Source organism: Bradyrhizobium sp. AZCC 1578 (genome assembly GCF_036924675.1).
Classification (GTDB): domain Bacteria; phylum Pseudomonadota; class Alphaproteobacteria; order Rhizobiales; family Xanthobacteraceae; genus Bradyrhizobium.
In genome coordinates, this window is the sequence record NZ_JAZHRZ010000001.1 from 1,454,488 (window position 1) to 1,475,214 (window position 20,727).

The following is a 20,727-nucleotide window of genomic DNA, read 5'->3' on the forward strand; positions in this document are numbered from 1 at the left end:
ACCGTTCAGCAACCCGAGATTGTCAGCGGCATCGCGCGTCGGCAAGCGTGGAAGCGCCGCGCGCTGCAACCGTGATCGCGGTCACGTACGACGGCCCGCACCCGGCTTAGCGTCCCAGCAAATCTCGCAACGAGGTCTCGCCTGAGGAGGCAGCCATGTCCCGCTTTAAGTCATCGCTATTGGGTGCCGGCCTGCTTGCAGGCCTGCTCGGCTTCGCTGGTGCGGCGTTGGCTGAAGCCCCGAATGTCGACATCCGCAACGGCGTGCAAACGCCGCCGGCGGACCAGCGCGTTGCGCTGGTGATCGGCAATTCGAATTACCAGATCGCGCCAAAGCTCGCCAATCCCGGCAACGACGCGCAGTCGATGGCGCAGCTTTTGAACTCCGCCGGCTTCGAGGTCACCCAGGCCACCGACCTGACGCGCAGCGACATGGTCAAGGTCGTGCAGGACTTCTCCGCCAGGGTCGCCGAGCGCGGCCCCGGCACCGTCGCCATGATCTATTATGCCGGTCACGGCGTGCAGGTGGCGGGTGAGAACTATCTGCTTCCGGTCGATGCGAAGATCGCTTCGCCGTCCGATCTTGACGGCAATTCGGTCCGGCTGGTCGACGTGATGGGCACGCTGGAATCGATCCCGAGCCGGATGCGCATCGTGGTGCTCGATGCCTGCCGCAACAATCCGTTCCCCGAGATCAACGACGCCGGACGGGGCTTGGCAATCGTCGATGCGCCCCGAGGCTCGATCGTCGGCTACTCGACCGCACCGGGTATGGAAGCGCAGGACGGCGACGGCAACCACAGCCCGTATACGTCAGCTTTCCTGAATGTCGCACGCGAGCCGAACCTGCCGATCGAGCAATTGTTCAAGCGCGTCCGGCTCGAAGTGAACAACACCACGTCCGGAAAGCAGACACCGTGGGAAAGTTCGTCGTTGACCTCCGACTTCTATTTCTTCGGCGATACCGCGGTCGCCGCAGGCCGCGCGCCGGATCGCCGCCCGATCATCCAGGCCGCGTCGAATCTGCCGTCGCGTTCGGTGCGCCAGGCTTACGACTACGTGCTGTCGGAAGGCTCGCCCGAGCACTATGAGGAATTCATCCGCCTTTACCCGCACGATCCGCTGTGCGACCACATCCGCCTGCTGCTCGGCAATTTGCGGATGGCGACGGCGTGGCACAAAGCGGTGGTCGCCAACTCGCCGTTCGCCTACAAGACGTTCCATGACAATTATTCCAACAGCCCCTACGCCAAGTCCGCGCTGAAGCTACAGGGCGCGCCGAAGGCCGTGCCACTGATGCAGTTCACGCATCTGGCGAAGCAGTCGCCGACATTCAAGCCGGGCAACATCGGTAATTCACCCATACTCGGCATCTCCAAGCACAATCTTGGCGCCCATGCCCACATGCCGGTGCCTTCCAAGATCATCACGCTGCCTGCCAAGGGCACGGCAACGAATAGCCCGATCAATGGCGGCATCAACAACGGCAACGCGGGCAAGGTCACGACCCTGCCTGGCAAGCTCACTGGCAATAGTAGTGGTATTGGCGGAAAGGCCACGACCCCGCCCGGCAAGATCAACCCGATCCCTGTCAATGCCGGCAACAACAGCAGCAAGATCGGCAAGGTCACGACCTTGCCGCCCGGGATTCATAACAATCCGATGCGGGTCACCAAACCCATCACGACCAGGCCCATGATGACTAGGCCCATGATGACCACCGCGCCGCGTCGGTTCAGCGGCGGCATGGGCGGCGGAGGAGGTTTCAGCCAGCGCTTCGCCTCGAGCCCGTCCCGCAGCTCGTTCGGCGGGTCATTCGGCGGCGGCTTCAGGCGCTGAATAAGGAGCTCCGGACAACAAAAAGCGGGCAGAGCACATGCTCTGCCCGCTTCCGTTTAAGATGTGATGGTCAGGCGACCAGCTTGGCGAACAGGTCCGCGTCGACATTGCCACCGGAAAGCACGATGACGACGTTCTTTCCCCTGGCATCGATGCGGCCGGCCAACAGTGCGGCGAGGCCGACCGCCCCGCCGGGCTCGACCACCAGCTTCAATTCCCGGTAGGCATAGGCCACCGCCGCGCCGACTTCCTCGTCGGACGCGGTCACGCCGTTTGCGAGCAGCTTGCTGTTGATCGAAAAGGTGAGTTCGCCCGGCATCGCCGCCATCAGCGCATCGCAGATGGTGCGGCCGGCGGCGTGATGGGGCTCGCGGTGGCCGGCGCGGAGGGACAGGCCGTGATCGTCATAGTCCTTGGGCTCGGCGACGATCACCTGCGCTTGCGGAAATTTTGCCTTCACGGCCGTCGCGACGCCGGCGATCAGCCCGCCGCCGGAGGCCGGCGCTACCACGATATCGGGCACGAGCCCGAGCGCTGTCATGTCCTCGGCGATTTCACGGCCCGCAGTGCCCTGCCCTGCAATGACGAAGGGATCGTCATAGGGCCGGACCAGCGTCGCACCGCGTTTGCCGGCGATGCCGTTGGCGATCGCTTCGCGGTCCTCCTTGTCGCGGTCGTAGAGCACCACCTCGGCGCCATAGCCCTTGGTGCGCTCGCGCTTGGTGATAGGCGAGTCCGCCGGCATCACGATGGTGGCCTGCATGTTGAGGATCTGCGCCGCCGCTGCCACGCCCTGGGCGTGGTTGCCGGAAGAGAATGCGACCACCCCGCCGCCGCGCTTATCCTGCGGAATCGAGGCCAGCTTGTTGAAGGCGCCGCGGAACTTGAACGATCCGGTCCGCTGCAGCATTTCGGGCTTCAGAAAGACCTTGGTCCCGACGCGCTCGTTGAGAACGGGGAACGACAACAGCGGCGTCCGCACCGCGAACGGGCCAACCACTCGCGCCGCCGCATCGATATCTGCAGCACCGACCGGTGCCGTTGAGGCTTTTTCCGTCATGCGCACTTTGTATCGCGCAAGCGGACCGGCGGGCAATACAGATTCAGGTGATATCAGGCGGCGAAATGCGGGTCCTCCGCCACGAATTCGGCCAGCTCGCCTTCCGGCCGCAGGGGACCAAGATTGAGGGCATGATGGACGAAAGCCCGTGCCGAGGCTTGCCAGCTATGGGCGGCAGCAAATTCCACGCATTCTTTCCGCGAAATCTGCAGCGCCTCCAGGCAGGCCGCGCGCAAATCCTCGTTCAGCACGCCAACCGGCGCCGAGCCGATCACGTCGCGGGGACCGTTGACTGGAAAAGCCGCAACCGGCAGACCGCTGGCCAGCGCCTCCAGCAGCACCAAGCCAAACGTGTCGGTCTTGCTGGGAAAGACGAAAACATTGGCCGCCGCATAGATTTCGGCCAGTTCCTCGCCATGCCGCGCGCCGAGGAACACGGCGTTAGGATATTTGCGCTCCAGCGCCATCCGGGCCGGCCCATCGCCGACGATGAGCTTGGTGCCGGGCAGATCGAGATCGAGGAAGGCTTCGAGATTCTTCTCTACCGCGACACGGCCGACGCTGAGATATACAGGCATCGGCAGGCAGAGATCGGCGCTGCGCGGATGGAACAGCGAGGTATCGACGCCGCGTGACCACAGTACCACGTTACGAAAGCCACGCAGGCGCAGCTCAGCCGCCAGCGCCGGCGTCGCCGCCATTACCGCCCGGCTCGGCCGGTGGAAGGCACGTAGCGCCCACCAAACCCAGGATTCCGGAATCGGCGAGCGCGCCGACACATATTCCGGAAACCGGGTGTGAAAGCTCGTGGTGAACGGCAAGCCGCGCTTGCGGCAATAGCGCCGCACCAACAGCCCGATTGGCCCCTCGGTCGCGATATGTATGCTGTCGGGCCTTGCCGCTTCGATCAGTTGCGCGATCTTGCCGGGAAGCGGCAGAGCCAGCCGCAGGTCGGGATAGCTCGGCATCGCAAAGGTGCGAAATGATTGCGGCGTCAGAAAGCTCACCTCGACGCCAAGCCCCGTGGCCGCCTCCGTCATCGCGGTCAGCGTGCGTACTACCCCGTTGACCTGGGGATGCCACGCATCGGTCGCGACCAGGATATGCGTCATGCGGCGCGCGCCGCGACGCGGGGAACTGGCGCCGCCCTTCGCTGCGGATCGGTCCAGGTGATGATCTCGAACCGGCCGTCCTCGTGCTCGGCGAGCGCGGTGCAGCTTTCCACCCAGTCGCCGCAATTCATGTAGCGGATGCCGTGCTCGTCGCGGATGGTGGCATAGTGAATGTGGCCGCAGATCACGCCGTCGGCGCCGTGACGTCGCGCCTCGCCGGCCAGCGTCTGTTCAAACGCGCCGATGTAGTTCACGGCGTTCTTGACCTTCAGCTTCGCCCATTGCGACAGCGACCAATACGGCACGCCGAACATGCGGCGGAAGAAGTTGACGAGGCGATTCATCTGAATGGCGAAGTCGTAGGCCTTGTCGCCGAGATGGGCGAGCCAGCGCGCGTTCTGCACCACGAGATCGAAGATATCGCCGTGGATGACGAGATAGCGTTGGCCATCGACGCCGGTATGAATGGTGTTTTCCACCACGTCGATGCCGCCGAAATGCGTGCCGTAATAGTTGCGCAGGAACTCGTCGTGATTGCCCGGCACGTAGATGACCTTGGCGCCCTTGCGCGCCTTGCGCAGCATCTTCTGCACGAAGTCGTTGTGCGATTGCGGCCAGTACCAGCTCGACTTCAGCGCCCAGCCATCGACGATATCGCCGACGAGATAGATGGTGTCGGCGTCGTGGCTTTTGAGGAAGTCCAGCAAACGGTCGGCTTGCGAGCCGCGGGCGCCGAGATGGACGTCGGAGATGAACAAGGTACGAAAGCGCCGTTCGGGGCTCTCTTCACTCAAGGAGTCACTACCCATACCTGTCCCCTGACAGATTTCTGTGACAGGGCGATGACTGTTCACGCCGCGATATTCCCGCGAGAATCAATGCCGTGCCCCACAACTTGCGGATAGCAGCGCGATGCGACAGACAAGCGACATTGGAGAGGCAACTTCTCGACGTTGTCTCTGCCTCGTGCGCAATCGCGCATTAACCCATCATCAACAGGGTCAATTATCGTGGAAGATTAACCATCCCCGTAATTCAACGGATGCGCCGCGGCGCAAAAAGTCCCTGCGCGATTGCGCACCAGACAAGGACGGCAGCTAATAAAACTTATGAAAATGGTGGATCGGGCCGTGACCGCGGCCGACGCTGAAGCGATCTGCCGCCGCAATCGCAGCGCTGACCCACGCCTTGGCGTTACGCACGGCGGTTTCCATGCCCGCGCCCTTCGCGAGTTCCGCTGCAATCGCCGAGGACAATGAGCAGCCGGTGCCATGGGTATTTTTCGTCGCAATGCGCGGCGCGGCCAGCGCGATGGTGCCGCTCGTGCCGATCAGATAGTCGATGCACTCGGCGCCCTCCCCGTGGCCGCCCTTGATCAGCACCGCCTTGCAGCCCATGGCCAGCAATCGCCTGCCTTGGCTTGCGACGGCGGCCTCACCCGCAGCCACCGGTTCGTCGAGCAGCGCGGCGGCCTCAGGCAAATTGGGCGTAATGACCGAAGCTAACGGAATGAGTTTTGTCCGCAGCGCCTCGACCGCTTCGGCAGCCAGCAGCCGGTCGCCGGAGGTTGCGACCATCACGGGATCGAGCACAACATGCTTCGGCGACCAGCGCTTGAGGCCGGCGACGATGGCGTCGATAATCGATGGCTGCGCCACCATGCCGATCTTGACCGCTCCGACGTCGAGATCGGAAAACACCGCATCGATCTGCGCGGTCACGAACTCCGCCGGCATCTGATGGATGCCGCTGACGCCTTCGGTATTCTGTGCCGTCAGCGCCGTGATCACGGAGGCGCCGTAGACGCTGAGCGAGGCAAACGTCTTCAGGTCGGCCTGGATACCGGCGCCGCCAGAGGAATCGGAGCCGGCGATGGTCAGCGCGATCGGCGCCGTCATCGCAAGCCTCGTGCAAGTCGTCGGTTGAAGGCCATGTAATGTCCTACCGCGCCATGGCATGGGCAGCAAGCTGGCTTGCCATTATCGGCGGTTTTTGGCCTATTGGGACCAACTAATTCGGAGACGACAGCGATGGTTCCCTTCTTTGTCCAGTTCAAATGCAAACTCGGCCAATCCTATGCCGTCGCCAATGCGCTCGCGGAGGCCGAGATCGCTTCGGAGATCTATTCCACTGCCGGTGACTACGATCTGCTGGTCAAGTTCTACGTCGATAAGGACACCGACATCGGCCATTTCGTCAACGAGAAGGTGCAGGTGATTCCAGGGATCCAGGACACCCACACCATCATCACCTTCAAGGCGTTCGGCTCGGGTTAGGCATCGGCCTGCCTCCCCAAGGCCGCGTCCCTGGCGCGGCCGATAGGTCCGCCTGTGATGGAGGAGCTGCCAGCCCTGCCCGCCTGCCACGCCAATTGAGCGCCCCACCGCAATGGATGGTTAACGACGTTAACCATGGCATGCTTTTGCCATAAGGGGATCATGCTACCGCCTTGATATTTTTGATTATCTAGGGCGTCGTCAATCGGAAGTTCCGCGGCGGGGACGGTCCGAGGGGGAAACGGTCGCGAGTACCACCATGGGGACGCTGTACGATTTGCTCGGAGCGCTTCCGAGTGATGACGCCGAGGAATTGCGGAAGGCATTCCGCAAGGCCGCGAAGGCGACTCATCCCGATATCAATCCCGACGATCCCGATGCTGCGCTGAGGTTCAGGGAACTCATGCGCGCCTATGACATCCTGACCGACACCGAGCAGCGCGCGACCTACGATCAGTTGCTCGCCATTGCGCTGCAGCCGCCGGCCACCAAGGCAATCCAGACATACGAGACCGTACGAAAGGTCGCCTCCAACACGATGGCGGCAACGGTCATTTCCGCGGTGCTGGTCGGCGGCTACACGGTGTTCGGATTGTTTTCAAAACCGCCGGGCGCCGCAGAAATCGCAGATGGCGTGCAGCAGGTTGCCGCGCTGCAGCCCGACGCTACCGCGCAGGACGGATCCCGTGCCCAGCGCGAAGAAGAACTTTCAACCGGCAGCGTGGCCCCCATCGCTGCCACGGCACCCGCCGCAAAGGAAGCCCGCGCCGCGCCGCTCGGCCGCTTCGAGCCGGTCCCGGCCTTCGCCACGTACAATCTCGGGGTCCAATATTATCCGCGCTTCGCAGCCGCCTATTTCGATCGCGGCGGCGTGCTGTATCGGGTGGGCGATTTCGATCGCACACTCGGTGACGTCGCTTTGACCAAGCGCTCCACGGATTTGAAGCGGACCAAAGCCGCCACGCCGCCCGTGCCGCGTAAGCCGCTGTCGATCGTGCCGACCTTGCCGGAGCGGCGCCAACCGATCACCGCAGCCGTGACGCCCTGACGACGCGCGAACTCGCGTCTCACGTAAGAGCTCTCAGCCTTCTTTCGCTTTCTTCGGCCGCGGCGGTCCCTCAACCGGCGCCAGCGACTTGACATACTCCGCGATGGCATCGCGATCTTCCGGCGGCAATTGCGAGGTGTTCTTGATCACGCGGACCATCGATCCGCCTGCGCTGTCGCCATCGGGCGTTTGCCCGGTTTCGAGGAAGTAGGCGATATCCTTCGCGCTCCACTCCTCCAATCGTTTCTGGGTGATGTTGGGTACCCAGCCCTCTCCTTCCGGATTAGGTCCGCCGGCGAAGCGTTGCGCCTGGACGATACCGCCGAGGAAGTTGCGCGGGCTGTGGCACTCGGCGCAATGACCCATACCGTTGACGAGGTAAGCCCCGCGATTCCACGACGCCGAATGTGAGGCGTCGGCTATGTGAGGCTTTCTGTCCATGAACAACCATTTCCAGACGCCGATGTTGCGGCGGATGTTGAATGGAAACGGAACGTCGTGATCGCGCGTCTTGCCGGCCACCGGCGCAAGCGTCTTCAGATAGGCAAAGAGATCGCGAACGTCATCGACGGAAGCGTTCTGGTACGACGTATATGGAAAGGCCGGAAAATAATGCACGCCGTCCGGCGACGTCCCCCTGAGCACCGCCGCCACGAAATCAGCCTCGCTCCAGCGGCCAATACCATAGGTGGGATCTGACGAGATGTTGGGAACGTAAAACGTCCCGAACGGAGACGGCATTGCGAGCCCGCCGCCCAGTTTCAACCGATCGGGCTGGTTGGGAACGGCATGGCAGGAGGAACAGCCTCCGGCATTGAACGTTGCAACGCCATTGGCAAGGTTCGGCGTGCGGGGAGGAAGCGAGGCTGGGGCAACCACCGCCGGGATCGTGAGCCACCAGAAAACACCGGCGCCGGCGACGCCAGCCAAAATCAAGCCAAGGAGAATTCGTCGCAGCATTCACTGATCCGTTGTCAGGGAGTCCTAAACTCAACAACCAGTATGGACGCACTTTGCGCCATAGGCTTCTGCGAAATTTCGAGCCTTTGTCTGCATCTCGGGAATAAATTCGCAACGGCGTTGTTTTGAGGCTGACATCGCCGTTTTGACGTCCACAGGGAGAAACACCATGTCGAACAAGACCATGCTTGTCACGCTTGCGTTGGGGGCAGCGATTGCTTTTGCCGGATCCGCGTCTGCCGACAAGATGAAGGCGACACTCGACGGCAAGTCCCAGGTGCCGCCCAACACCAGCACCGCCAAGGGCACCGCCGACATCGACTACGATCCCGCCAGCAAGAAGCTGAGCTGGAAGTTGAGCTATTCCGGCCTGTCCGGCCCAGCGACCGCCGCACATTTCCACGGTCCCGCCGAAGCCGGCAAGAATGCCGGTGTTGCGGTCGCCATTCCCAATGCGACGTCGAGCCCGGTCGAAGGCAGCGCGACGCTGACCGATGCGCAGGCCGCAGACCTAGTGGCCGGCAAGTACTACGTCAACATTCACACCGCAGCCAATCCGGGCGGTGAAATCCGCGGCCAGGTGACCAAATAAATCAAGTCACCAAGTAAATTTGGTGACGAAGTAGGTAGGTTCGAACGCGAGTAAACAAGAAACAAGGGTAACACAAAAGGGCGGACGCTTCGCGGCGTCCGCCCTTTTTGAGGTCACAGCCTGATCCGGAAAAATGTGTAGCGGTTCTTCGAGAAGATCATGCTCAAAGTTGGAATGCGATCAGCCCTTCTTGATCCGGTATGTCTCGTGACAGCCGCTGCACTGCTTGCCGATGACAGGCAGTTCCGCCTTTAGCGTGTCGAGATTCTTGATCTTGCCTTTGGCATCGGCGACGACCTTGGCGAAGCTCTTAATTTGGGACTCGAAGCCGGCCTTGTCTGTCCAGATTTTCGGCGAGGGGTCGTAATCACCCTCGAACTTGACGCCTTTCATGCTCTCGGGGAACAGCGTCGGAAGGTTCTTGGCGGTGTCATCGAACTGGGCCAGCGCGGCATTGACAGTCGACTGGTCGTAAGGCTTTTCGCCTTTGACCATCGCCGACAACGCGCCTGCGTTCTTGCCATTGTCCTTCATCATGGCCTGGGTCCGCTTGAGCTGGTCCTGCTGTGCAACGACCGCACCGGCACTGAATGCAAGCACGGCTGCGACGACGACGATCCGCTTCATTGGCAAAATTCCCTTCAATTCGGGTTTGTTCCGGCCCCAAGATGGTGCAGACCGGCTGTTTGCAAACACCGCATTCGGCGCATCATTCCGCATGCGACAAAATATCAGAGATTATGCTGTTTCTGCGCCTCGCGGATTGCGATCCAGACCCGCTCGGCCGTGGCCGGCATGTCGATGTGGTCGATCTTGTACTCGCGCCATAGGCCCTCGATGATCGCGTTGACCACCGCGGGGCAGGAACCGATCGCGCCCGCCTCGCCCGCGCCCTTGACGCCGAGCGGATTGGTCGTGCATGGCACATTGTGCGTTTCGAAATGGAATGACGGGCCGTCGGAAGCGCGCGGCACCGCATAGTCCATGAAGGTGCCGGTGACGAGCTGGCCATCGGTTGCGCTATAGACCGCGTGCTCCATCAAGGCCTGACCGATGCCCTGCATCGCCCCGCCATGCACCTGGCCGGCGAGCAGCAGCGGATTGAGCGTGACGCCGAAATCGTCGACGATGACATAGTTGACGATTCTGATGATGCCGGTTGCCGGATCGATCTCGACTTCGGCGAGATGCGTGCCGTTCGGGTAGGTGCCGTCGGCCTGCGCAAACGTCGCGCTGGCATTCAGTTTCGACGGATCGACGCCTGGCCGTTTCGCGAGGTCGGCGAAGCTGATCGAGCGATCGGTGCCGGCGATGCGCACGACGCCATTGCTGATCTCGAGGTCGCCGGCGCTGGTTTCCAGCGCTTCGGCCGCGATCTCCTTCAGCTTGTTGCCGAGTTCGCGCGTGGCCCGCTCGACGCTGACGCCGCCGGTCGGAATCGACGACGAGCCGCCGGTACCGAGGCCCGTAGGGATCTTGTCGGTATCGCCCTGCAGGACGTGAACGCGCTCCGGAGCTACGCCGAACTGTTCGGCGACGAGCTGCGCATAGGCCGTCTGGTGGCCCTGCCCGCTCGACTGCGTGCCGATCAGGATGTTGATGTCGCCGTTGGGATCGAGCGCGACGTTGGCGGTCTCCTCGCCCATCGTGCCGCATATCTCGACATAGCAGGACATGCCGATGCCGCGCACGAGACCTTGCTTCTTCGCCGCCTTGGCGCGCTTGGGAAATTCCTTCCAGTTGGCGACTTCCATCGCGCGCTTCATATGCGCGGTGAAGTCACCGGAATCGTAGACCTTTCCGGTTGCGGTCTTGTAGGGCATCGCCTTCGGCGGAATGAAGTTCTTGCGCCGGATCGCATCCGGCGTCATCCCGAGCTTGCGTGCCGCTGCATCGACCAGCCGCTCGACCACATACGCCGCTTCGGGGCGCCCGGCGCCGCGATAGGCGTCGACCGGCACGGTATTGGTGAATACGGTGCGGACGCGGCAATGGAAGGCCTGGATATCGTAGAGCCCGGGCAGCATGCCGGCGCCGCCATGCGGGATGTAGGGCCCAAAGGTCGAGAGATAGGCGCCCATGTCGCCCATCAGATCGACGTCCATGCCGAGGAATTTGCCGTCCTCGGCCAACGCCATCTTAGCCGTCGTGACGTTGTCGCGGCCCTGCGCGTCGCCCATGAAGTGATCGGAGCGATCGGCGGTCCATTTGATGGTCTTGCGCAGCTTGCGCGCAGCCACCGAAATCAGCGCATACTCGCGGTAAGGAAAGAGCTTTGTGCCGAAGCCGCCGCCGACGTCGGGGCAGATCACCCGCATCTTTTCCATCGGAATCTTCAGCACCATGCCGCACAGGATTTCGCGCAGGCGATGGCTGCCCTGGCTGCCGATGGTCAGCGTCAGATGATCGCGCTTGGCGTCGTATTCGGCGACCGCGGCGCGCGTCTCCATGAAGTTGGTGATGACGCGCGGGTTGACGATCGATATCTCGGCGATCGCGTGCGCCTTGGCAAAGGCGGCCTCAGCCGCCTTCTTGTCGCCGATCGATACGTCGAACAGCACGTTGCCGGGCTTGTCAGGCCAGACCAGCGGCGCGTCTTTCTTCACGGCGTTGACGACGCCGACCACCGACGGAAGCGGCGTCCAGTTGACGTCGATCGCCTCGATCGCGTCACGGGCCTGATCGATGGTGTCGGCGACCACGAAGGCGACGGCGTCGCCGACATGGCGCACCTCGTCCTTGGGAAGAATCGGATAGGGCGGGCCAGTGAACGGATCGACTTCCAGGTTGAACAGGCACGGCAGGTCGCCGAGATCCCTGACGTCGTCGGCGGTCAGGATCGCAGCCACGCCCGGCATCCCGCGGGCCTTGGTAACGTTGAGGGTGAACTTCGCGTGCGCATGCGGCGAGCGCAGCATCAGCGCGTGCAACGCCGGCTGTGGCGAATGGTCGTCGGTATAGCGGCCCTTGCCGCGAATGAGCGCGTCGTCTTCCTTGCGAAGAACGCTTTGACCGACGCCGAACTTGATGGGAGCTGCCATCGTCTCTCCAATTCCCGGTGTTTCGAGCGGTCGCCATATTGCAGCGGTTGTCGGCTCAGCGCAAACCGCTTTCGCCCGACGAATTCGTGATCGCGGCGCAATGCGGATCACGCGGCGCTGCGTCCGGGCGCGCTCGCCGGAATTTTTCGTTTAACTATAGAGATTTAGCGCGAGGATTGGCGATCGCGGAGGAGCGAAAACAGCCACCCCCTGCCGAACAGCAGCATGATTGCGACCCCGTACACGAACGCGCCGGCTGCAATCAGCAACGCCAACACGGTCTCATCGCGGAACGTGTGCATCTGCGCAAAATAGACGCTCGCGAATCGCGCGGTGGCCCACAACGAGGCACCGAGCACGACACCGGCCGCGGCGAACTTGGCGAGCGACGTCATCCAGGCGCGGTCGAGCTCGAGGTAGCCCGCCCGCACCGCGAAGGCGAGCACCAGCAAGAGATTGACCCAGGCAGCAATGGCGGTGGCGAGCGCCAGGCCGATTTGTGCCAGCGCGCCCATCAGCGCGACCTTCAGTGCGACGTTGACGGCAACGCCGGTCAGTGCCGCCTTGACCGGCGTCGCGGTGTCCTGACGGGCATAGAAGGTCGCTACTGCACTGCGGATGGTCACGAACGGGATGAGTCCGATTGCGTAAGCGGCCAGCGTGGCGCCGGCAGCCACCGCATCCGCGTTCGAGAACGCGCCGCGCGCAAACATCGCGCGCATGATCACGTCAGGCACGGTGAGGAAGGCGGCGACGAAGGGCACCGAAAACAGCAGCGAGAATTCGAACGCCCGCCGCTGCGCGGCGGATGCACCGGTGATATCGTTCGCCGTGAGGCGCCGCGACATTTCCGGCAGCAGCACGGTGCCGATCGCGATCCCGATCACGCCGATCGGCAACTGGTTGAGACGGTCGGCATAATACAGCGCCGAAAGCGCGCCTGCCGGCAGAAAGGTCGCGATGATCGTATCGGCGAACAACGCGATCTGCGTTCCCATCGAGCCGATGGTCGCAGGCCCCAGCGCCCGGAAGAACGCACGCACGTCTTCGTCGAATTTGACGAAAGCGAATTTCGGCAGGATGCCGGTCTTGGCCGCGTCGCCAGCCAGCAGCAGGAATTCAAGGATGCCGGCAAGCAGAACGCCCCATGCGGCGGCGTAGCCAGCGCCCGGAAAGAACGCCGCCAGCGCCAGCGTCGCCATCATCGACAGATTGAGGAAGATCGGCGCGGCGGCAGCGCTGGCGAAGCGATGCATCACATTGAGCATGCCGCCGTACAGCGTCACCAGCGTGATCAGCAGCAAATACGGAAACGTGATCCGCGTCAGCGAAATCGCCAGTTCGCCACGCGCCGGATCGTCCTTGAACCCCGGCGCTAGAATGGCGATCACTTCCGGCATGAACACCCAGGCCACAACCAGCAAAACAACCTGCGCGGCGAACAAGAGCGTGAAGATCCGATCGGCAAACAGTTTTGCCGATGCTTCGCTTTTGCCGTGCAGATGCGCATAGGCCGGCACGAAGGCAGCGTTGAAGGCACCTTCGGCGAAGATCGCGCGAAAATGATTGGGCAGCCGCAGCGCCACGAAAAACGCGTCCGCGACGGGGCCTGCGCCGAGAATCGCGGCGAGCATGATATCGCGCGCGAATCCGGTCAGCCGCGAAAGCAGCGTATAACCGCCGACGGTGAAGATGCGTCCAAGCATGCGCCGCTTCTAGCGCATATTCGCAAAACGGGGAAATCAGTCCGCTAGCAGCTTAGCCTTGATGTTGACCGAAACCGGCCACCACCTTGCTGACGCTGCCCTTCGGGTCGGGTTCACGCCTGAAGCGCGCCGCGTACCGCCTTGATGACCCGCTCCTGCGTCGGCTCTTCGAGATAGGCATGTATCGGCAGGCTGATGACGTCGGCGGACAGGCTCTCGCACGCCGGCAGTCCGCCATCCGCGACCGGGAAATCGCGATAGGCGGTCTGCTGATGCATCGATTTCGCGTAATAGATCGCGGTCGGAATCCCATGCGCTTTGAGGTCGGCAGCGAAGCGGTCACGGTCCGTGCCTTTGGGCAGGCGGATCGTATAGCAGGCCCAGATCGAGCTGCAGCCGCTGGCAAGACGGGGCACCGTCACGACATTGCCGAGCCCCCGCGCATAGCGCTCCGCGACCACATTGCGCGCCGCGATCTCGTCCTCGAAGATTTTTAGCTTCTCGATCAGAATCGCAGCCTGCATGGTGTCGAGCCGCGCGGTAAGCCCGACACGGACGTTGTCGTATTTGTCCGAGCCCTGGCCGTGGACGCGGATGCTGCGCAGCGTTTCGGCCAGCGCATCGTCGTCGGTGAAGATCGCGCCGCCGTCCCCGAAGCAGCCGAGCGGCTTTGCGGGAAAGAAGCTGGTGGTGGTCGCCAGACCGAAGGTGCCGAGCCGGCGGCCCTTGTAGGTGGCGCCAAAGCTCTGGGCGGCGTCGTTGAGCACGAACAGGCCCTCGGCTTCGGCGATGGCGCTGATCGCGTCCTGGTCGGCCGGCTGTCCAAACAGGTCGACCGGAATGACGGCGCGCGGATTCAGGCCACGCTGCCGCGCCGTCGCGATTCCGCGCTTGAGCGAGCCGGGGTCGATGTTGAAGGTCACCTCATCGACATCGACGAAGACGGGCGTGGCACCGGTCAGCACCACCACCTCGCCGGTCGCGCAAAAAGTGAAGGACGGACACAGCACGGCATCGCCTGGGCCGATATTTTTCGCCATCAGCACCATCAGCAGCGCGTCGGTGCCGCTGGCGCAGCTCACCACATGCTTGGCGCCGCAAAATTTTGCCAGCGCGGCTTCCAGCTCAGTGACCTCCGGTCCGTTGATGAACTGGCAGTGATCGAGCACGCGGGCAACGGCCTCATCGATCGATTTGCCGAGCCGGCGGCGCTGCGCAGCGATATCAGCGAAGGGAACGGGTTCTGGGCGCATGTGCTGGTTCATGGAGTCTTGCTCGGTTCTGGAAGGAATTCAGCCGGCGATACGGCGCGGCCCCTTGCGCGCGGCGGAGGCCGCGGGCTTGGCGGGCTGCTCGAGGCAGCGAATGGCGATTTCAAGACTGGCGACGCCCTCGTCGCCGGAAACCGCCGGCATATTGCCCGTGCGGACGGCATCGAGGAATGCGATCAGCTCGGCGCGTAGCGGTTCGTCATGACCGACGGGCAGATGCCGCATCGAGTAGCTGCCGTCGGGCTTGAAACCGAAGCACTCGGTCACCTGCCGTGTCAAAAGATCGCCCATCACATATTTGCCGCGGGTTGCGACCGTAACGCTGCGCGCCTTGAACGGGGTCAGCCAGTTGGTGTTGATATGGGCAAGCACGCCGGAGGCGGTGCGGAACTGCAAGAGCGCGATGTCCTCGCGCTCGGCAACCGCGCTGGAAAGCTGCGGCTGCACCTCGACGATATCGGACTCGGTGAACCAGCGGATCAGGTCGATATCGTGGACGGCGAGATCGATCACGACGCCAACATTGGACATCCGCGGCGGAAACGGCCCGACGCGGGTGATGCCGATCGAAAGAATGTCCTCGCCCGAGATCGCCTGCTTGATCGCGGCGACTGCCGGATTGAAGCGCTCGACATGGCCGACCATCAGCGTCACGCCGGCACTACGCGCCGCATTGACGATGTCCTGCCCTTCCTCGACGGTCGAGGCCACCGGCTTCTCGACCAAGAGGTGGATGTTGCGGGTAATGCAGGCGAGCGCAATCTCGTGATGGAGATGGGTCGGCGCCGCGATCGTCACGGCATCGACGCCCTCGTCAAACAGCTCGTCGAGTTCGGCGAACGCACGGCAGCCGGCGAGCGCGGTGGCGCGCGCGCGGTGTTCGGGTAACGGATCGACAATGCCGACCAGCGTCACGCCGGGTAGACCGGCCAGCACGCGGGCATGGTTGCTGCCCATCACACCCGCGCCGACTACGCCGACGCGCAAGCCGCGTTTTGCGTCGGCCTTCGCGTCGAATGCGGACCCTTTGGAACTCATGTTTTGTCGACCCCAAGCAGATTCTAGGCAGATTCTAGGCAGAACCGCGCCGGTAGTATCCCCGGCGGTTCTCTAGCACGCCATCACAGATGTGGCGAACGCGATCGGCGGTTTTCGGACACGTTTTGATTCAAACAATTACAACCGTCGACTCGGTAGAACTACGGTCTGCTCAACTGCGCTGGTAGTCGTCCTCGATGCGGATGATGTCGTCCTCGCCGAAATAGCTGCCGGTCTGGACCTCGATCAGCTCGAGCTGGATCTTGCCCGGATTTTCCAACCGGTGCACGGCGCCGATCGGGATGTAGATCGATTCGTTCTCGTGCACGGTCTTGACCAGTTCGTTGACCGTCACCTGCGCCGTTCCGCGCACCACGATCCAGTGCTCGGCGCGGTGGTGGTGTTTCTGCAGCGACAGCCGCCCGCCCGGCTTGACGATGATCCGCTTGACCTGATGCCGATCGCCATTGTCGACCGACTGATAGGATCCCCAGGGCCGATGCACCCTGATGTGGTCTTCCGTCACCTGCGGCGCCACTGTCTTCAGTTTCGCGACCAGCCGCTTCAGCCCGTTGGCGTCCTTCTGCCGGCTCACCAGCACGGCGTCCTGGGTTGCGACCACCACGAGGTCGTCGACGCCTTCGAGCGCAACGAGCGCGCGATCGGTCGATACGTTGCAATTGCGCGAATCCTCAAACACGGCTGCGCCGCGCGCCGCGTTGCCCTCGCCGTCCTTGCCGGACAATTCCCACACCGCATGCCAGGAGCCGACATCGGACCAGCCGCACGCGACCGGCACGACCGCGGCACGCGAGGTCTTCTCCATCACCGCATAGTCGATCGAGATCGATTTCGCCGATCCGAACGCGGCCTCGTCAAGCTTGACGAAGCCGAGGTCGGCGCCTGCCTTCGTCACGGCATCAGTGACGGCTTGGACGCTGTCCGCATCGACCTTGCCATACTCATCCGACAGCACGGCAGCGCGGAACATGAAGTTGCCGCTATTCCAGAGATAGCCCGACTTGACGTAATCAGCAGCGGTTGCCGGATCGGGCTTCTCGACGAACTTCGCGACTGCGCGAACCTTGCCGGAAATGAGTTCGCCGGGATTGATGTAGCCATATTCGGTGGCGGCGCGTTCGGGCTGCACGCCGAACGTCACGATGTGCCCGGCTTCCGCGGCAGCCAGCCCTTCGCGGCAGGCGGCGAGGAAAGCGGGCGTGTCGCGCACCACATGGTCGGCGGCGAGCGCCAGCACGATGGCGCCCTTGTCGCGCGCTTGCGCAAAGGCGGCGCCGGCCGCGATCGCAGGCCCGGAATCACGCCGCATCGGTTCGAGAAGCACGTCGGCTTCCCGTCCGATCTCCGCCAGTTGCTCGAGCACCATGAAGCGATAGGCGTTGTTGGTGATGATGACGGGCCGTTCGAACAGACCAGCATCCGAAACCCGCAACAGCGTATCCTGGAACGTCGAACGCGCGCCGAACAGGGACAGGAACTGCTTGGGATGAACCTCGCGCGAGGCCGGCCACAGCCGCGTTCCGGCGCCGCCACACATGATGAGAGGAATAATTCGTCGGTTCATCGGCGCCTCAAATCAAATCCTGTGGTAGTCGCGATACCAGGCAACGAAGTCGCGAAGCCCTTCCTCGATCGAAGTCTGCGGCCTGAAGCCGGTGTCGCGCATCAGTTCGGTTACGTCAGCAAAAGTCTCGGTCACATCTCCGGGCTGCATCGGCAGCATCTCCTTGACCGCCGCGCGGCCCAATTCCCGCTCTAAAACCGCTACCACATGGGTCAGCTCTTCCGGATGATTATTGCCGACATTGTAGACTTTTGCCGGCGCCCCGGCGCCCTGCCCGCCGTCGCGCGGGGCCTGGTCGACCAGCCGCAATACGGCACGCGTCACGTCCTCGATATAGGTAAAGTCGCGTCGCATCCTGCCATGGTTAAAGAGCCTGATCGGGGTACCCTCCACGATCGCCTTGGTAAACAGATAAACCGCCATGTCGGGCCGTCCCCATGGCCCATAGATGGTGAAGAACCGCAGGCCCGTTACCGGAAGACGGTAGAGATGGCTGTAGGAATGCGCGATCAGCTCATTGGCCTTCTTGGTGGCGGCATAGAGGCTGATCGGATGGTCGGTCTTGTCCTCCACCGAAAACGGTAGTTTCGTATTGGCGCCGTAGACCGATGAGGACGAGGCGTAGACCAGATGGCCGCATCCATGATGCCGGCAGCCTTCCAGCACGTTGACGAAGCCCGCTAGATTGGCATCGACATAGGCGTGCGGATGATCGATCGAATAACGCACGCCGGCCTGGGCTGCGAGATGCACCACGCTTGGAAAGCGGTGTTTGGCGAACAGGTGTTCCACTGACGTGCGACTAGCGAGATCGATCTGCTCGAATGTGAAACCCTGCTCCCGGCGCAGAACCTCCAGCCGCGCCCGCTTCAACGCCGGATCGTAATAGTCGTTGAGATTGTCGAGCCCGATCACGGCGCGGCCTTCGGCCAGCAGCCGGCGCGCAACGTGGAAGCCGATGAAACCCGCAGCTCCGGTGACCAATATGGGTTGATCCGGCATCGTATCCTTGGAAGGCGCCGCTCGATGGCTGAAATTTCTGTCGCCAGGCCTCTTTACCTGCGTTGCCGAGGCCACCGCAACACCTACCAGTCCCGCTATTGCCAGATCGGCCCGAAAACCATACCAAGGCGCCCGAATTGCATCGCTTTTTGCACCCCCTTCTCAAACCCGGCACGGGCGAGATGCGCCGAATCCTGCTTTCGACATTGAAGATACTGGTCTCGGCGGCGCTCTTGTATTTCTCGTTGCGCAAGGTCGACCTCGCCGACCTCGCGGCCCGCATCGACGTTTCCAGCCTGGCCTGGATCGGCGTGGCGATTGCCGTGTCGTTCCTCCAGATATTCGTCGGCGTCCTGCGATGGCGCGAGATCGGGGCGGAATGCGGCGCGCCGCTGCCGACCCGGCAGGCGATGCGCTTCAACGTGATCGGGATGTTCTTCAACCAGACGCTACCGTCCTCGATCGGCGGCGATGCGGTCAGGCTATGGCTCGTCGCGCGCAACGGCGCCGGCTGGCGGGCGGCGACCTATTCCATCTTCGTCGACCGTGCCATCGGCCTGATCGCGCTCGCCGTCGTCATCGTTGCGAGCCTGCCGTGGAGCTATCGCCTGATCACCGATCCCCATGGCAGGTCGGCGCTGCTGTTCGTCGATTTCGCGGCGCTTGCCGGTGGCCTCGGATTTCTCCTGCTCGGCAGGCTGCGGTGGCCGTGGCTGAAGCACTGGTGGGGCACCCATCACATCCACGCCTGCTCGGTGATCGCCAATCGCGTGCTGTTCAGCCGCACTCACGGCCCGAAAGTCGCGGTGCTGTCGTTATTGGTGCACGTGCTTGCCGTCGTCATCGCCTGGTGCGTGGTGCAGTCGATCGCCGCCCCCGTTGTGTTCGGCCAGATCTTCCAGCTTGTTCCGCCCGTCATGCTGATCACCATGCTGCCGATCTCGATTGCCGGCTGGGGTGTCCGCGAAGCCACCATGGGGCTGGCGTTCGGGTATGCCGGCCTGATGGCCAACGAGGGCGTCAACATCTCCCTGCTCTATGGCGCGGTATCCTTCATCGTCGGCGCGATCGGCGGCCTGGTCTGGATTTTCAGCGCCGAGAAAGCCGCGCAGGGCGTAACGCCGATCGAAGTTCCCAAATAATTTTCGAACAACATGCCGCGCGGGTAGAATGGCCAATTCGCAACTATTGCTGTCGTTTGCCACAGTAGCGACGGCTGCGCTGTTGTCGGCCGTCCTGACATGGGCGATCCGGCCGCTGATGGTGCGGATAGTGCTGGCAAAACCGAATGCGCGCTCTTCCCATCGGGTTCCGACACCGCAGGGCGCGGGCGTCGCGGTGATCGCGGCCACGCTGATCGCGGCGGCTGCGGTCATCGCGCTTGCCGACGCGGCGGAGATGAGAATTCCCGTCGCCGTGTTCGGCGCGACGCTGTTCATCGCGGCCGTCGGCTTCGCCGATGACGTCAACTCAATTCCCGTGGTGCCGCGGCTGTTGCTGCAGGGACTGACCGTCGCGGCGGTGATCTTGGTCGCCCCCGACAGCTTACGGATCGTTCCTGCCTGCCCGCTCTGGCTCGAGCGCGGCCTCCTGATCCTCGCAGGGCTGTGGTTCGTGAACCTCGTCAACTTCATGGACGGGTTGGACCTGATGACGGTCGCCGAGATCGTGCCCATCACCGGCGCACTCGTTCTGCTCGGCTGGCTCGGCGGACTTCCGGCGTCAACGATGGTCGCCGCCGCAGCACTGTTCGGCGCGATGCTCGGCTTCGCGCCCTTCAACCGGCCGGTAGCAAAAATCTTTCTCGGGGACGTCGGCAGCCTGCCGATCGGCTTGTTGGTGGGCTGGTGTCTCTTGCAACTCGCCTGGCATCAGCAAGTGGCAGCGGCGCTGCTGTTGCCGCTCTATTACCTCGCCGATGCGACCGCCACGCTGCTACGGCGCGTCGCGCGGCGCGAGCCGTTCTGGGCCGCGCATCGCACCCACTTCTATCAGCGCGCCACCGACAACGGCTTTTCGGTATCGCGCGTGGTGAGCGAAGTGTTCGCGCTCAACCTCGTGCTGGCTACGCTGGCGGTCGGCGCGGCCATGACCTCGTCCGCTGCGATAGCCGGCCTGTTACTCGGTGCTGGAGGCGCCGCGACGGCGGTCTTGATGCACCGTTTCTCACGCCGTCAACCGTCTCGCGTCTGATCCAG

18 protein-coding genes are annotated in these 20,727 nt (G+C 63.1%); 6 read left to right on the forward strand and 12 right to left on the reverse strand.

The window, feature by feature from the left end:
• Positions 1 to 155: 155 nt before the first annotated feature.
• Positions 156 to 1,838 (forward strand): caspase family protein, encoded by a 1,683-nt coding sequence (locus tag V1290_RS07470; protein WP_334363785.1) that lies wholly within the window; start codon positions 156 to 158, stop codon positions 1,836 to 1,838.
• A gap of 70 nt (positions 1,839 to 1,908) precedes the next feature.
• Here V1290_RS07470 and V1290_RS07475 read toward each other — a convergent pair whose 3' ends face one another.
• The 4 genes from V1290_RS07475 to thiD all read right to left on the reverse strand — a co-directional run bounded on the left by V1290_RS07475 (position 1,909) and on the right by thiD (position 5,908).
• Complete coding sequence (locus V1290_RS07475) at positions 1,909 to 2,898, reverse strand: threonine ammonia-lyase (RefSeq protein WP_334363786.1); 990 nt, start codon at positions 2,896 to 2,898, stop codon at positions 1,909 to 1,911.
• 53 nt (positions 2,899 to 2,951) lie between these two features.
• Positions 2,952 to 4,010: a glycosyltransferase family 4 protein gene (locus V1290_RS07480; RefSeq protein ID WP_334363787.1), complete on the reverse strand. Its 1,059-nt coding sequence runs from the start codon at positions 4,008 to 4,010 to the stop codon at positions 2,952 to 2,954.
• Positions 4,007 to 4,819 carry a UDP-2,3-diacylglucosamine diphosphatase gene (locus V1290_RS07485; RefSeq protein ID WP_334363788.1) on the reverse strand — a complete coding sequence of 271 codons (813 nt, stop codon included), beginning with the start codon at positions 4,817 to 4,819 and terminating at the stop codon, positions 4,007 to 4,009. The genes V1290_RS07480 and V1290_RS07485 overlap by 4 nt, the downstream gene beginning before the upstream one ends.
• A 288-nt stretch (positions 4,820 to 5,107) precedes the next feature.
• Complete coding sequence (thiD, locus tag V1290_RS07490) at positions 5,108 to 5,908, reverse strand: bifunctional hydroxymethylpyrimidine kinase/phosphomethylpyrimidine kinase (protein ID WP_334363789.1); 801 nt, start codon at positions 5,906 to 5,908, stop codon at positions 5,108 to 5,110.
• Between the two features lie 132 nt (positions 5,909 to 6,040).
• On the opposite strand from thiD, the gene V1290_RS07495 reads away from it, so the two are divergent.
• Both V1290_RS07495 and V1290_RS07500 read left to right on the forward strand, forming a co-directional pair.
• Complete coding sequence (locus V1290_RS07495) at positions 6,041 to 6,286, forward strand: Lrp/AsnC ligand binding domain-containing protein (protein WP_334363790.1); 246 nt, start codon at positions 6,041 to 6,043, stop codon at positions 6,284 to 6,286.
• 259 nt (positions 6,287 to 6,545) lie between these two features.
• Positions 6,546 to 7,334: a J domain-containing protein gene (locus V1290_RS07500; protein WP_334363791.1), complete on the forward strand. Its 789-nt coding sequence runs from the start codon at positions 6,546 to 6,548 to the stop codon at positions 7,332 to 7,334.
• Between the two features lie 33 nt (positions 7,335 to 7,367).
• Here the strand turns inward: V1290_RS07500 and V1290_RS07505 are convergent, their stop codons facing one another.
• Positions 7,368 to 8,294, reverse strand: a complete 927-nt coding sequence (locus tag V1290_RS07505; RefSeq protein ID WP_334363792.1) for a c-type cytochrome — start codon at positions 8,292 to 8,294, stop codon at positions 7,368 to 7,370.
• Between the two features lie 169 nt (positions 8,295 to 8,463).
• On the opposite strand from V1290_RS07505, the gene V1290_RS07510 reads away from it, so the two are divergent.
• A complete protein-coding gene (locus V1290_RS07510; RefSeq protein ID WP_334363794.1) occupies positions 8,464 to 8,886 on the forward strand; it encodes a CHRD domain-containing protein in 423 nt (140 codons plus the stop codon).
• A gap of 180 nt (positions 8,887 to 9,066) precedes the next feature.
• Here the strand turns inward: V1290_RS07510 and V1290_RS07515 are convergent, their stop codons facing one another.
• From V1290_RS07515 to V1290_RS07545, 7 genes are all read right to left on the reverse strand, one after another.
• Positions 9,067 to 9,513, reverse strand: a complete 447-nt coding sequence (locus tag V1290_RS07515; RefSeq protein ID WP_334363795.1) for a c-type cytochrome — start codon at positions 9,511 to 9,513, stop codon at positions 9,067 to 9,069.
• A 104-nt stretch (positions 9,514 to 9,617) separates the two neighbouring features.
• Entirely contained in the window at positions 9,618 to 11,927 is a 2,310-nt protein-coding gene (locus V1290_RS07520) for a xanthine dehydrogenase family protein molybdopterin-binding subunit (protein WP_334363796.1), read from the reverse strand.
• Between the two features lie 164 nt (positions 11,928 to 12,091).
• Positions 12,092 to 13,633: a murein biosynthesis integral membrane protein MurJ gene (gene murJ / locus V1290_RS07525; protein WP_334363797.1), complete on the reverse strand. Its 1,542-nt coding sequence runs from the start codon at positions 13,631 to 13,633 to the stop codon at positions 12,092 to 12,094.
• A gap of 113 nt (positions 13,634 to 13,746) precedes the next feature.
• Entirely contained in the window at positions 13,747 to 14,898 is a 1,152-nt protein-coding gene (locus V1290_RS07530) for a DegT/DnrJ/EryC1/StrS family aminotransferase (RefSeq protein ID WP_334363798.1), read from the reverse strand.
• Positions 14,899 to 14,925: 27 nt separating this feature from the next.
• Positions 14,926 to 15,942, reverse strand: coding sequence for a Gfo/Idh/MocA family oxidoreductase (locus V1290_RS07535; protein ID WP_334363799.1), 1,017 nt, complete (start codon positions 15,940 to 15,942; stop codon positions 14,926 to 14,928).
• Positions 15,943 to 16,114: 172 nt separating this feature from the next.
• Positions 16,115 to 17,527 carry a mannose-1-phosphate guanylyltransferase/mannose-6-phosphate isomerase gene (locus tag V1290_RS07540; RefSeq protein WP_334363800.1) on the reverse strand — a complete coding sequence of 471 codons (1,413 nt, stop codon included), beginning with the start codon at positions 17,525 to 17,527 and terminating at the stop codon, positions 16,115 to 16,117.
• A 12-nt stretch (positions 17,528 to 17,539) separates the two neighbouring features.
• On the reverse strand, positions 17,540 to 18,529 hold the full coding sequence (locus V1290_RS07545; protein ID WP_334363801.1) for an NAD-dependent epimerase: 990 nt from the start codon (positions 18,527 to 18,529) through the stop codon (positions 17,540 to 17,542).
• Between the two features lie 182 nt (positions 18,530 to 18,711).
• Between V1290_RS07545 and V1290_RS07550 the strand changes: the two genes are divergently transcribed.
• A complete protein-coding gene (locus tag V1290_RS07550) occupies positions 18,712 to 19,671 on the forward strand; it encodes a lysylphosphatidylglycerol synthase transmembrane domain-containing protein (RefSeq protein WP_334363802.1) in 960 nt (319 codons plus the stop codon).
• Between the two features lie 28 nt (positions 19,672 to 19,699).
• The gene (locus V1290_RS07555; protein WP_334363803.1) at positions 19,700 to 20,722 is read left to right on the forward strand and encodes a glycosyl transferase; all 1,023 of its coding nucleotides are present in this window, start codon (positions 19,700 to 19,702) and stop codon (positions 20,720 to 20,722) included.
• The last annotated feature ends 5 nt before the right edge of the window (positions 20,723 to 20,727 follow it).